Annotated in this window: 12 protein-coding genes; 3 read left to right on the top strand and 9 right to left on the bottom strand. The window is 58.3% G+C overall.

What is annotated here, in order from left to right:
* Nucleotides 1-104: 104 nt before the first annotated feature.
* Nucleotides 105-1415: a homoserine dehydrogenase gene (locus CYB_RS06770; RefSeq protein WP_011433040.1), complete on the bottom strand. Its 1311-nt coding sequence runs from the start codon at nt 1413-1415 to the stop codon at nt 105-107.
* Nucleotides 1416-1619: 204 nt separating this feature from the next.
* On the bottom strand, nt 1620-2426 hold the full coding sequence (locus CYB_RS06775; protein WP_148202720.1) for a GvpL/GvpF family gas vesicle protein: 807 nt from the start codon (nt 2424-2426) through the stop codon (nt 1620-1622).
* A gap of 249 nt (nt 2427-2675) precedes the next feature.
* Here CYB_RS06775 and CYB_RS06780 point away from each other — a divergent pair, with 249 nt between their 5' ends.
* Nucleotides 2676-3293: a DUF3318 domain-containing protein gene (locus CYB_RS06780; protein ID WP_041436440.1), complete on the top strand. Its 618-nt coding sequence runs from the start codon at nt 2676-2678 to the stop codon at nt 3291-3293.
* Here the strand turns inward: CYB_RS06780 and surE are convergent.
* A complete protein-coding gene (gene surE, locus CYB_RS06785; protein WP_011433043.1) occupies nt 3225-4007 on the bottom strand; it encodes a 5'/3'-nucleotidase SurE in 783 nt (260 codons plus the stop codon). The genes CYB_RS06780 and surE overlap by 69 nt on opposite strands.
* 187 nt (nt 4008-4194) lie before the next feature.
* Between surE and gap the strand changes: the two genes are divergently transcribed.
* Complete coding sequence (gene gap / locus CYB_RS06790; protein ID WP_011433044.1) at nt 4195-5211, top strand: type I glyceraldehyde-3-phosphate dehydrogenase; 1017 nt, start codon at nt 4195-4197, stop codon at nt 5209-5211.
* A gap of 59 nt (nt 5212-5270) precedes the next feature.
* Here gap and CYB_RS06795 read toward each other — a convergent pair whose 3' ends face one another.
* From CYB_RS06795 to CYB_RS06815, 5 genes are all read right to left on the bottom strand, one after another.
* Nucleotides 5271-6557 carry an AmpG family muropeptide MFS transporter gene (locus CYB_RS06795; RefSeq protein ID WP_071818194.1) on the bottom strand — a complete coding sequence of 429 codons (1287 nt, stop codon included), beginning with the start codon at nt 6555-6557 and terminating at the stop codon, nt 5271-5273.
* Between the two features lie 615 nt (nt 6558-7172).
* Complete coding sequence (locus CYB_RS06800) at nt 7173-8141, bottom strand: Gfo/Idh/MocA family protein (protein ID WP_238376973.1); 969 nt, start codon at nt 8139-8141, stop codon at nt 7173-7175.
* 180 nt (nt 8142-8321) lie between these two features.
* Entirely contained in the window at nt 8322-8972 is a 651-nt protein-coding gene (locus tag CYB_RS06805; protein WP_011433047.1) for a (2Fe-2S) ferredoxin domain-containing protein, read from the bottom strand.
* Nucleotides 8956-9234, bottom strand: a complete 279-nt coding sequence (locus CYB_RS06810) for an Asr1405/Asl0597 family protein (RefSeq protein WP_011433048.1) — start codon at nt 9232-9234, stop codon at nt 8956-8958. Before CYB_RS06810 ends, CYB_RS06805 begins: the two co-directional genes overlap by 17 nt.
* Nucleotides 9235-9357: 123 nt before the next feature.
* A complete protein-coding gene (locus CYB_RS06815) occupies nt 9358-9909 on the bottom strand; it encodes a Dps family protein (protein ID WP_011433049.1) in 552 nt (183 codons plus the stop codon).
* Nucleotides 9910-10196: 287 nt separating this feature from the next.
* On the opposite strand from CYB_RS06815, the gene CYB_RS06820 reads away from it, so the two are divergent.
* Nucleotides 10197-11459, top strand: a complete 1263-nt coding sequence (locus CYB_RS06820; protein ID WP_011433050.1) for a YcjF family protein — start codon at nt 10197-10199, stop codon at nt 11457-11459.
* On the opposite strand, the gene CYB_RS06825 is transcribed toward CYB_RS06820, so the two are convergent.
* On the bottom strand, nt 11451-12455 hold the full coding sequence (locus CYB_RS06825) for a glycosyltransferase family 2 protein (protein WP_041436443.1): 1005 nt from the start codon (nt 12453-12455) through the stop codon (nt 11451-11453). The two genes, CYB_RS06820 and CYB_RS06825, sit on opposite strands and share 9 nt — an antisense overlap.
* Nucleotides 12456-12498 lie beyond the last annotated feature (43 nt).

A 12498-nucleotide genomic window follows, 5' to 3' on the forward strand; every position in this document is an offset into this window, starting at 1 on the left:
CGGGGTTTTCAATCCTCAAGAGTCAAACAATTATGCTCTGAGCCGCTCCCCGTCCCACCAGCGCGTTCGCGTCAGCGGTGCGGAGCATTTTGGATCTATAGCAGCTAGCGCAGCACCCGAAATAGGCTGGGGATCCCGGCCACCTGGGGCAGTTGTTGGATCTCGGCCAGCGCCTGTCGGCAATCGGCCTCGCGGACGGTGTGGGTGAGGATGACGATCTCCGCCTGCTCTTGGTGACATTCCTTTTGGGTAATGCTCTCCAGGCTAACCCGGTGGCGACCGAAGCAGGTGCCAATCGCCCCCATTACCCCCGGCTGATCCTGAGCCAACACCCGCACGTAAAACTCCGACTCCAATTCCGAGAGAGGGATCAAAGAGGCGGCAGCGGGGAAGCAGGAGAATCCCCACAGCGGATTGGGGGCATCAGCCCCCGTTTGCCGGTGGGCAATCAGGGTCAGCAGATCGCCAACAACGGCACTGGCAGTCGGCCCCCGCCCCGCCCCCGGCCCCGACAGCACCACCTGCCCCAAGGGATCCCCCTGCACCAGGACGGCATTGTCCACACCGTTGATGTTGGCCAAGGGGTGGGTAGAGGGCAGAAGGGTGGGGTGAACCCGGATATCCAAAGCCATCTTCGCTGCCTCCCCGCCAGAGTTGGCCCTTTGGGCGATGGCCAAGAGCTTGAAGGTGTAGCCCCACTCGCGGGCATAGCGAATGTCGGTGGGGCTGATGCCGCGGATCCCTTCGCAGGGGATGGCTTCCCGCTTCACAGACACCCCGAAAGCAAGGCTGGCCAAAATGGCGATCTTGTCGGCGGCATCCCACCCTTCCACATCGGCGCTGGGATCCGCCTCGGCGTAGCCGTGGGCCTGGGCCAGGGCCAGGGCTTCCTCAAACGAGCTGGCCGCCTGGGTCATCTGGCTGAGGATGAAGTTGGTGGTGCCGTTCACAATGCCCCAGACCGCCTGGATGTGGCTGGCCTGCAGGGACTGTTGCAAGGGCTGCAGAATCGGGATCCCGCCCCCGACTGCCGCTTCCAAGAGCACCGAGACTTTGGCTTGGGCTGCCGCCTGAAAGATCTCCTCCCCGTGGCGGGCGATCACCGCTTTGTTGGCTGTGATCACCGGTTTGCCGTGGTCAAGGGCTTTTAAGATCAAGGTGCGGGCCGGCTCCAAGCCCCCCATCAGCTCGATGACCACGTCGATTTCCGGATCCGACACGATTTGCTCCAGATTGGTGGTCAGGCGCTCAGGTGGGATCCGCACTTGCCGCGGCTTATCCAAAGAGCGCACCCCCACCGCCGCAATCTCAACTGACTGCAAGAGAGGATGCCGGGGTTGCTGCAGAATTTGCACAACACCCGTGCCAACCGTGCCCAGCCCCAATAGCCCAACTCGTTCGCGGTAGCGGCGCATAGCGCTTTAGACCACAACTCTTCCTTTTGCCTGCTGTTCCCGTTAGCGGGACGGAGTCCTTTGCCCTGTGAGGGCTCCGCCTCGCCAATGCAAACAGGAAGCGGACGGGATCCCCTCACCATTATCACGCTTGGATCCACGCTCTGCTAACGCGACCATGATCCGCATGCAGAGCACTTTGTTCGCGCTAGCGGGACGGCGTCCTTAGTTGGGATCTATACACTTGTCCGCCAGAGAATCCCGCAAGGCACGGACAAAGTGATAGGGGGGCAAAGGGGCGCTCCAATCCAGTTGCCAATGGGGGTGCTGATCCAGCCAGGTTTGGGTGAGCTGAGCGGCGGCTTCCCACTCGGCAGGGGTGAGCAAAAAGTAAAGCCGCAAGGCTTCTCCTGGCTGGGGATCCCCCCTTTGCACAGGCCAGGTGGAAGGCCAAAGCTGCTGTAGGGCTTGCTGCTCCTGCTCTTGCTGCTCTTGGGCCTGTCGTTGCTGGAGATAGGCTTGCTTGCGGGCCAACAGATAGGCCGTCCCGCTTAGGGAGGGCTGTGGCTCCGGTTGGGGCTGAGGTTGAACCCTTCCTTTGAGACAGTACTCGGCCCGCCCCCCAATGGCTGCGAGGGCTTGTTCGTACTCCGTCTGCCGGGACAGCAGATGGGATCCCAGCTTTTCTGCTGAGAGGAAGCAGGTGCCGAAGCGCAGGGGCAGCACCGGCATCTGGGCGAACAGTCGGCAGATCACCTGGTCGTGGCGCAGGGCAGAGCGCACCAACACCTCATCCGAGACTTGCAGCGACTCCGGATCCGGCATCGGCTCCACAGCAGCGGCAATTCGGCTGCCTGTCGGGGAGAACACCTGCACCGACCGATGGATCCCCTCGGTTTGCCGGATGAAGGGCAAAAGTTCTGGAGCTGGCTGCGGGAAGAAGGCGTAGGTGTAAAGGGGGCTGTTGATACTCTGCTCATTCCCGTCAGCAGTACGGAGCACTTGGGGTTCTGGCTGAGCTGGGAAGGTCATGGTCTCGGATTTAAGACGAGTAGGTAAGACGGGTAGGCTCGCCTTCCCAGTCTACGCAACCTAGGATTGGGATCTTTGAAACCTACAGGGTTCCACCTATAGAGTTCCACGGCCAGAGTTCCACGGCCAGCCTGGAGATGCGATAGACTAACCTCGCATTGGTTCTACACAGGGCTGTGGTGTCGGGGGCCGGAACAGCGCCCGTGTTCAGGCGGGCTCCCCGCCTCAATGCCCCTAACAGGTGAGGCCATGAACAGCCGCCCAGATTTCAAATCCTTTGAAAAAGAAGAAACCGAACGGTTGCGGGATCTGCTCCCCGCTTCTTTCCGACCCTTGATCAGCGTCGTTCCCCACTTCGGGGGTGAAGCCCTGCTCATCTCCCGCCGCAAAGCCCCTTGGCAGCCCCAGGGCACCATCGCCATCGATTTTCGCCGTTGGCAAGGGATCCCTCAGCCACAGCGGGATCTGTTGTTTCTGCGGGAGGTGGGCTGGCTGGGCAACCGCAATTGGTTGCAGCCGGGGTTTTACCAATCGCTGGCCTTGATGGGGGGCATCACCACCGTGGCGGAGCTCTCTTTGCAGCACCCCTTTTCCGCTCTGTTGGCAGGTGGCATTACGGCTCTCTCCGTCCGGCAGATCTGGCAAAACCTGAACCGGGAGAGCGCCCATTTCGATGCCGATGAATTTGCCCTGCGCCGTGCTCAGTTTCGCGGCTACACCCGACAGGAGGCCGCTCAACACCTGGCAGATGCCATAGAACAGGTTCTGAAGCTGGATCCCACCGATATCCTGACGGCGCTACGGCTGCAACGGCTGAGAACCATTGCCCGCAACCTGGCTTCTACCCCCCCCAGCGGAAACGCCTGAGGCCAGTTGCACTTGGGTGATGGCCACCCGACCGGAGAAGCAGATGTCGGTATCGGTTTGGGGATCCCGAGCGCGCTCCGCATAGCGGCCCTGATAGCGAAACCACAGCGACTCTGCCCCATTTCCCTCGGCTTCCACCGCATAATCGAGCGGCAGGGGTTGGGTGCAGAGGGGACAATAAACCCGCTCCGGCAGAGGGGATCCGGCGGGCAAGTGAGGCAGGTTCACATTCCAAAACGCCCCCCTGGGCAGGGATTGTTCCATCAGCTCCGCCAAGATTTCCCGCGTCCACCGCTGGGCTTGCTCCCAGTCGATGGGTTGGCCCCCTGCTCGGTATTGGGAAATGGCAATTCCCGGGATCCCGCGCATCGCTGCTTCCCGTACCGCCGCCACCGTTCCCGACAGATACACATCCGATCCAAGATTTCCCCCCTCGTTGATACCGGAAAGCACCCAATCCACCGCTGGGGCCAGCTTGAATAGGGCCACCCGCACACAGTCGGCAGGGGATCCCTCGACGGCAAAGGTGCGCTCGCCGCGGGCCAAGGCTCGAAAAGGTCGCCCCGTCGTCACCTGGTGGCTGCAGCCGGAAATCGGTTGGTGGGGGGCCACAATCCAACAGTGTTCTTCCGGGATGAGGGCGCTGAGGGCCAACTTGAGGTTGGCCAGCCCGGCAGCCTCGATGCCGTCATCGTTGGTCAGCAATACCTTCATTCCTACTTTTCCCTTCTGCCGGCAACTTCTTGGGTGAGTCCTTTTGCAAGTCCCAGTGGCAAATCTGGAGATCTTGGGTGCAAAAGCGATGTGGATCCCGTTCTTCTTTTACCCTATCCCTAGGGGGGCAGCGTCTCCCATGCCGCGTCCCCTGATCCATCGTATAAACTGATACCGGAGGATTGCGATGACCACACGGGTAGCCATTAACGGATTTGGTCGCATTGGGCGGGCCTTCCTGCGGGTGCTGCTGTCTCAGCCAGCTCCAGAGCTGGAGGTGGTGGCAGTCAATGACCTGACCGAACCCGACAACTTGGCCTACCTGCTCCAGTTCGACTCGGCCTATGGGCGCCTTCCCCAAACCGTGAGCGCGGTGGACGGGCATCTGCAAATCGGCAACCACCTGAAAGTCCGAGTTTTGGCAGAGCGGGATCCGGCACAACTGCCCTGGAAAGATCTGGGGGTTGACCTGGTGGTGGAATCAACCGGCTTGTTCACCAAACGAGAGGGGGCGGCCAAACACCTGGAAGCCGGGGCCAAAAAGGTGATCATCTCTGCTCCCGCCAAAGGCCCCGACTTGACGGTGGTGATGGGGGTCAACGACGACCAATACGACCCGGAGCGGCATCACATCGTCTCCAATGCTTCCTGCACCACCAATTGCTTGGCGCCGCTGGCCAAGGTTTTGTTGGATCGCTTCGGCATCGAGACCGGCTTTCTCACCACTTGCCATGCCTATACCGCCACCCAGGCGATTGTGGATCGCCCGGATCCCAAAGATTACCGGCGGGGCCGCTCAGCAGCAGTGTCGATCGTGCCTTCCACCACCGGGGCCGCCACGGCAGTGGCCGAGGTTTTGCCCGCCCTGAGAGGGAAGATGGATGGCCTGGCGCTGCGGGTGCCCACCTTGACCGGCTCGATTGTGGACTTTGTGGTGCGTACCGAGCAGCCCATCACCAGAGAAGCCGTCAACCAAGCCTTTGTCGAGGCTGCAGAAGGCCCGCTGCGCGGCATCCTGGCCATTGCTCCACCGGAGATCGTCTCGGCGGATATCGTCGGGGATCCCCACTCTTCCATTGTGGATTTGGGATCCACCCTGACCTTAGGGGATCGCACGGTGAAGGTGCTCTCCTGGTATGACAACGAGTACGGCTATGCGGCGCGGCTGGTGGATCTGGCGGCCAAAATCGGGGCTGCGCTGTAGGCGGCCATCCTTGTTGCGTTCAAGGCAAGGCTATTAGAACCGGATTTGCGGTGGGGCAGTTACGGTTCAGATGCGGTTGTGGCCGGGGTTGCAGGCGATGAAGGGGGGCCGAGCCACAGCAGGATCACCATTGCCGGAGCGGCTGTCATCGCCGTGATCAGATAAAACAAAGGCCAATTGACTGCAGCCGCCAAATAGCCTGACACAGCCCCGGCCAAGGTTCCCCCCACGGCAAACACACTGGTGAGCAAAGCATACTGAGTGGCACTAAATTGCCGGTCGCAGAGGCTCATCAAAAAAGCCAGAAAAGCAGCCGTGCCCATGCCCCCGGCCATGTTGTCGAAAATGGTTGCCCCCAGCAGCAGCGGATAGTTTTGCCCCACCAACCCAATCGCTCCCAGGCCCAAATTGCCGATCCCTTGCAAGGCTGCGAAAATGAACAGACAGCGGTAGGTGCCGATGCGGCTGACCCACTCCCCCCCCACAAAAGCCCCAGCCAAGGTGGCCAACAAGCCTATCCAACTGCGGATAATGCCCAGATCGCTGGTGCTAAACCCCGTCTGCAACAAAAATGTGGGGGTCATTTGCCCTGCCAAGCTATCCGGCAACTTGAAGCAGACCACAAACAGCAGGATCGCCCAGGCCAAGCGGTGCCGCCAAAAAGATTGAAACGGCTCGAGGATAGCCGACCGCAAAGAGGTAGGCTTGAGGGCGCTGTTTTCCGGCTCGGGAGCCAAAAACGAGGTGACCACCCCGATTGACATCAGCAGTGCCATGATCCCGTACACCTGCCACCAGGGCAAATAGTCCGCCAAGATCAAACTCACGCCACTGCTGACCAGCAGCGCGATACGGTAGCCGAATACGAAAATGGCTACCCCTGCCCCCATCTCCCGCTCTGCCAAGATATCGGTACGGTAGGCATCCACCGCGATGTCCTGAGAGGCGCTCAAAAAAGCCACCAGCAACCCCACCAGAAAGATCGGGCGGGTGAAAACCGTGATTCCCGGCCAAGTCTGGGCCAGCTCTTCCCATCCCAGAGCTTCCAGCCAGGTTTGGGTCGGATCCTGAAAACCCAGTAGCCCTATGCTGAGCAGCAACAGCACTTGGGTCAGGGCCATCCACCCCCGCCGCCGACTGCCCCGCAGGGATCCCGGTGCCGGCAACAGAAATCGATCCAGAACAGGCGACCACAGAAACTTAAAGGAGTAGGGCAAATTGAGCAGGTTAAACAAGCCGATGGCAATGGTGGTCAAGCCCGCTTGGGTCAGCCAAGCATTCAAGGTGGTGTTGATCAGCAGCAGCGGCAAACCCGAAGAAAACCCCAACAGCAGCAGAACGCCCATCTTAGAGCTGCCGTAGACGCCCAACATCCGCCTCAAGACGCTTGCCCCCGCCTCAATCATAACTAGCCCTCCCCGCCATCCTGTCTATTTTCAGGGATCCCTGTATTGCCAGTATGGTCATTTCAATTAAACTAGGGCACTGCACCCACACCTAAAACTCTGAGTGCAGCAGGCTATAGGGCTTTTCAAGGACTCCGTCCCACTGGCGCGATCAGCAGCCCAGGCGTCTCACCTTAACCTGAAATGACCATAACATCCCAGTGAAACTCCCCATTGCGTAGCTCCCCTCTCTCAAGGGGAGAGCATGACTCTAGTCAATAATAAGCTCAACTATACTGAAAATAATGTATAATATGTTCAGTACGGATTACTACCAGTTGATCTTTCTGTTTACTTTCGAGTCTGCCAACATGGTAGCCAAAGCAAAGCAGAAAATTGGTAGTAAGACGACACGGAAACTGCGCTTTGGGTATTCTACTCAAAGCTTTGCGGGATACCGCCATTCTGTTTGGACTCCGTCCCGCTAACGCGAATGGAAACAAACAGAATGCTATCGCTGCATAGTTGAACAGTGATGTTCAGCAGTGTTCAGCGTAAATGTATCAGGGACTTCCCTTAGGGCCAATCCTGAACGCAAACCACCTGCTGGGTTTGGGCAGATCGCTCGGCTGCCTCGGCCACCGCCAGGGCGTGGAGCATGTTTTCAGTATGGATATAGAGGGGTCTGCCGTGGCGCAGGTGATCCAGCACCATGCGGGTGTCTTGCTCGAACAGGCCGTGGCGGGATCCCGTCTCTAGAGGGTGGGCGCTGCCGGGCCGCAGCAACGTTGCCTCTTCGCCGTTGATCAATAGGCCCCCCCGTTGACCGTGGAACTCCAGTAGCCGCTGCGAGCACCACAGGGAATCCCCCTTGCCATAGGTCAACACCGCCAGCAACCCACTGGCAAAACTCAGCTGGGCTGTGCAGTAGCAACTGCTGTAGCGGTGGGGCAGATCCGGCCCGTCGTAGCGCAGTTGGCAGCTCACCCGTTCTACCCTGCCCAACAAGTCCACCAAGCGGTGGATGCGAGAAACGGCCCCCATGAGGGGGAAGCCAAACAACTCAGGCCGATAGGTCCAGCGATCGGGGGCGGGGTGGGTGGCGGTGAGAGTGATGTAGCGAACGGCAAACAGCTTGCCCAACCCTTCCAGCTCTTGTTTCAGCAACCGGTGAACGCCGCTAATTAGCTCGATGTGTTCGACGTGCAGCAGCACTTGCCGCTCGGCTGCCAATTGCACCAAGGAACGCGCTTCGGCAGCGCTGAGGGCGAGGGGATATTCCACGACGGTGTGGATCCCTGCCTCCAGAGCAGCACGGGCAATGGCGGCATGATCCCGATTGATGGTGCTGACAAAAACCAGATCCAGCCGCTGCTCGCCCAACAGAGAAGACCAGTCCGAATAGGCGACGGCCCCCAACTCGGCGGCAAAAGCATCGCTCCGGTCGGGAGCTCGACCGGCAACAGCGACAATCTGCACTTGCCCATCTTTGCGCAAGGCCTCGGCCCGTGAGCGAGCTGCGTAGCCGGTGCCGATGATCCCCACCCGCAAGGTTTGTTCCCTCCCCTAGCCTGCCTCTGTCTGTAGCATCACACAGGAGGGATCCTTTGTACCACCCGGCAATCCGGATCTCGCTCCGCCTAGGTTTGCCGGAAAACTCCTGCTGCACCCTTTGATTTTGTGCCTACCTCACAGAGCTGTTCGCCGGTGGGGATCCCATGGGCGTTAGGAAGAAGCTGCTGCTTCAACCTCTTGGGGTTGCGGCGAGGAAAGCGGAAAATGCCGCTCCAACAAAGCCGGGATCCCCTGGGGGGAAACGCCGCTATAACGAGCCTTGTCGGGCATAAACACCACATGGGGGCCCCGTTTACAATCTTTCATGCAGCCCACCCCCTGCACGCAAATCGAACCAGAGTAGGCGGCCAAGTGGGCGTTCAGGGCTTGCATCACCGCTCCGGCCCCACGCCGATAACAGTCGGATTTCTGGCAGACCAGCACCTTACCTTTGATGTCTGTACCTTTGATATCTCCTTTGATATCTGTGATGTTTGGAGCAACCGGTTCGGAAGCTGCCTCAGCCCCAGAAGCCGAAGACAAACCCCCCGCCCTCTCTCCGAGGGGAACCACCCGGTAAAGCACCCACTTCTCTCGCCCTTTGTGCGGATCCACCTCCCGCTCCCCACAGATCTGCACGGTGTCTCCAGGTTTGAGGGTGCGGTAAAGGGCAGAACGCAGGGGCTTGGGGATCTTGCCGGAAAAAACGTCCGCTCCGGCTTGCCAACGCAGGTACTTGAGCTTGCCGTCTTTATCGGGAAGAAATCCCAAAAACTGGCCCTCCGACTCAAACGGGATCCCTTGCTTAGGAAACTTGCTCATCTTGACCCCCAGCCTCCGTGTTGAGCTGCCAACAAACCTCTAGGCCATCCAATAACTCCTGTCGCCGCGCTGTGTGCTGACGGATCACACTGCGCACCTGTAGAACGGCCAACGGAGTACTCACCTCCACCCGCAGACGACCATCTCCTGTACAAATCGCCGGGATCCCCAATTCCATCAGCCGCCGACCAACGCGCCAGCGCTCGCCCAGAGGAATGTTCAAGAGATAGCCGCGCTCAGAGTCCAGAAAGACGGGGTTCATGGCCGGGATCAGCACCTCAGAGTAAAGAATAGTGAAGAGATGAAACAAATTCTCAATAGCCTTTCAAAAAAAAGCCAGAGGCCGGAAGCTAGGCAGGCTCAAGCCCACCTGTGGACCTTCTGGCTAGGCTCTGCCGTTCATCAAGCCGAACACCAGGCTGTCGTTGGCCAGGAAGTGATGGAGATGGAAAGCGCGATCCTCTGTTTTCAACAGGATTTGCTCGTAGAGGTAGCGAGTGGCCCGATCCCCAAGGCTCTCCGCCTGGGCTGCCTGTCGCCGCAGCAGATCGATGATGGCCTGCTCTGCCGCCAGGTCGTTCATTAACATTTGCCGCGCCCCAAAAGCTCCATCCGGCTCAGGGGTAAAGCAGCAAAGCTGGGCCAAGGTGGCAAAGCTGGCTACCGGCACACCTCCCAGCCCTTCTAGGCGTTCTCCCAGGTCGTGGACATGCTCCCTCGCCTGCTCGTAGTGATCTTTGAAGAGTTGGTGCAGCGGATAGAACTCAGTGCCTTCTACCACGAAGTGATGCTTCTGGTACTGCAAGTACAGCCCCTGGAAGCTGGCCAGCAGGGCGTTCATCCCCTCGCAAACCGGCTGGGTTACCTCGGTGCCGAGCAGGACGGGATTGTCGCGCACGCTGTTGAAAGACTGGCGCAGGGTTGAAGTTTCGGACATAAAATTCTCCAGCACAAGTTAAGAGGAGCTGCGAATCCTAAACTGCCCGCCATAGCGGGCCTGGGATCCCTGGGTGTTTGCCTCCAAATCTAGCATAGTGCAGAAAATGGCTCTTGTGAATAACTCTCAATAAGCCCGTTGTTGCGGATCCCTTTGGAGTGGGATCAGGGCGCAGACAGATTGGCTCTTGGCTAGGTCAGTCTCCGGTATCGGAAGAAACTTGGCAGTAGGATCCGCCCTGAACTACCTTTGTGGGGCTATCGGCCTTAGGGGAAGAAGCAAGAAGCATGTCTCAGAAAAGCCCATCCTTCTTAGAGAAACTGACTGACCTAACCCGCCAAATTGTTGACCGTGCCCGAGGGATCCCAGAAGCTTCTGAATCTCTCGAGAAGCCAGAAGCCTTTAAGTCTTTCTGGAATTCGGTGTCTCAGATACTACAGAAGGACCTCCTAGAGGCGCAGACAGAGTTGGGCCACTGCAACATCCTGGTCATTGGCAAAAGCGGGGTGGGCAAGAGCACCTTGGTCAATGCAGTGTTTAGAGATGAGCTGGCCCGTACCGGTGTTGGCAGCCCCGTCACCCGCCACATTCGTCAGTATTCCAAGCCAGGTTGCCCAATCACCATCTACGATACACCTGGCATGGAACTAGACGGTGAACAGAATCAGCAAGTTCGCCTGGAGGTTTCCCAGCTTATCGAGGAGCTGCGCTTTAAGGATCCTGAACATCACATCCATCTTGTTTGGTACTGCCTCCACCACGAACTGAAGCGGTTGGAGGAAGTTGAACGCAAATGGCTAAAGGAGTTGGAACTCAAAGACGTTCCCGTCATCTTGGTCTTAACCCAATGCTTGGAATATCCCAATCCTGAAGAGAGCGAGTTTTTCCGGTATTTGCAGCATCAAAATTTGCCTGTCCGCTACATTGTTCCCGTTTTGGCCCGCAACAAGGCGATTAACCGGCAAATTACCATTCCTGCCCACGGGCTGGAGCACCTAATTGGCTGCACGCTAGAGCTTTTGCCGGAAGTGGCTCGCCTTGCCTTTATCCGCCAGCAATTGCTGCGGGTGGATCTCAAAGCCGAGGCTGCCTTTAAGTACGTATCAGGCTATGTGGCCAGTGCAGCGTTTATCGGGGCAGTGCCCCTTCCCTTTGCAGATGCCCCTCTGTTGGTTACAGCCCAAGCAGGCATGATTGCCAATATCAGCTTTATTTTTGGCTTCGAGGCTTCCCCTTCTTTTTACTACTCTTTGATAGCCGCTTTGGCAGGCACTACAATTACAACAGCAATCGGGCGAACGATTGTGTCCAACTTGCTGAAGATGATTCCCGGCCCGGGGATTGTAGGCAGCGCTATCCAATCCACTACGGCAGCCACCCTCACTCTCTCTCTGGGCCTGGCCTATATCGAGCTGATGAAGGCCATCGCCCGCGCCAAAATCCAAGGGATCCAGCTATCTCCAGAAGAGATGAAAGATATCTTTACACGCGAGTACCAAAGTTATGTTGCCTCGGGATCCAAAACTCTGAAAGATGACTTTTCATCCTAGCTTTTGCGTAGGTACTGAATCTAGGGCAGGGGAAGGTCGTGGGGTCTCAAACCCAAAGGTGCCATCGACCAGGTAGAGGGGGCGGCCTTTCACTTCTTCAAAAACGCGGCCTAAATACTCGCCAATCACGCCCAAGCTGATCAGCTGGATCCCGCCCAAAAACAAGATCATCACCGCTAAAGAGGCATAGCCAGGTACATCGGAGCCAAAGAGCAAGGTGCGGATGATGAGAAAAAGGCCATACAAAAAGGCTGGAACCGAGATCGCCAACCCTATGTAGCTCCACACCCGCAACGGCCAAGAGCTAAAAGAGGTGATGCCTTCTATGGCTAGGTTCCACAGCCGCCAGTAGTTCCACTGGGTTTTGCCGCGAAAGCGGGGGGCGCGATCGTAAAAAATGGCCGTTTGCCGGTAGCCCACCCAGGCAAAGATCCCTTTCATAAAGCGGGTGCGCTCTCGCAGCTGTTTAACTGCCTCCACCACCTGCCGATCCAGCAGTCGAAAATCCCCCGTATTGCGCGGGATCCGCACCTGGCTGAGTTGATCAATCAACCAATAGAAGCCGTTGGCTGTAAAGCGTTTCAGCCAGCTTTCCCCTTGGCGGCTGCGACGCACTGCATAAACCACCTGATAGCCTTGCCGCCACTGCTGCAGCATCTCCGGGATCAGCTCTGGCGGATCTTGCAGGTCGGCATCGATGGGAACGACAGCGTTGCCAGAGGCGTGATCGAGGCCGGCGGTGAGGGCGATCTCCTTGCCAAAACACCGGGAAAGGTTCACCACTTTGATGCGGGGATCCTGATGGTGAAAGGCGATCAGCTTTTCCAGTGTGTCGTCTTGGCTGCCATCGTTGACACAAATGATCTCGTAGGGAATCCCTAAAGGATCCAAGGTCTGCCGCAGACGCTCAAACAGGTGTTCCAGGTTGTCCGCCTCATTTTTGCAGGGGACAACAACCGATAATTCAACCAACTCAACCGGGGGCTCAGACAACATCGAGAGGTGTCAGAATCGGGATCCCGTAGTTGGCCATCATTGT

The organism is Synechococcus sp. JA-2-3B'a(2-13) (assembly GCF_000013225.1).
In the GTDB taxonomy this organism is placed as follows: Bacteria; Cyanobacteriota; Cyanobacteriia; order Thermostichales; family Thermostichaceae; genus Thermostichus.

Excerpts from the sequence above, each read along its gene's own strand:
- CYB_RS06770 (WP_011433040.1), bottom strand. The coding sequence starts at position 1,415 with ATGCGCCGCTACCGCGAACGAGTTGGGCTATTGGGGCTGGGCACGGTT.
- CYB_RS06775 (WP_148202720.1), bottom strand. The coding sequence starts at position 2,426 with ATGACCTTCCCAGCTCAGCCAGAACCCCAAGTGCTCCGTACTGCTGAC.
- CYB_RS06780 (WP_041436440.1), top strand. The coding sequence starts at position 2,676 with ATGAACAGCCGCCCAGATTTCAAATCCTTTGAAAAAGAAGAAACCGAA.
- surE (WP_011433043.1), bottom strand. The coding sequence starts at position 4,007 with ATGAAGGTATTGCTGACCAACGATGACGGCATCGAGGCTGCCGGGCTG.
- gap (WP_011433044.1), top strand. The coding sequence starts at position 4,195 with ATGACCACACGGGTAGCCATTAACGGATTTGGTCGCATTGGGCGGGCC.
- CYB_RS06795 (WP_071818194.1), bottom strand. The coding sequence starts at position 6,557 with ATGGGCGTTCTGCTGCTGTTGGGGTTTTCTTCGGGTTTGCCGCTGCTG.
- CYB_RS06805 (WP_011433047.1), bottom strand. The coding sequence starts at position 8,972 with ATGAGCAAGTTTCCTAAGCAAGGGATCCCGTTTGAGTCGGAGGGCCAG.
- CYB_RS06810 (WP_011433048.1), bottom strand. The coding sequence starts at position 9,234 with ATGAACCCCGTCTTTCTGGACTCTGAGCGCGGCTATCTCTTGAACATT.
- CYB_RS06815 (WP_011433049.1), bottom strand. The coding sequence starts at position 9,909 with ATGTCCGAAACTTCAACCCTGCGCCAGTCTTTCAACAGCGTGCGCGAC.
- CYB_RS06820 (WP_011433050.1), top strand. The coding sequence starts at position 10,197 with ATGTCTCAGAAAAGCCCATCCTTCTTAGAGAAACTGACTGACCTAACC.
- CYB_RS06825 (WP_041436443.1), bottom strand. The coding sequence starts at position 12,455 with ATGTTGTCTGAGCCCCCGGTTGAGTTGGTTGAATTATCGGTTGTTGTC.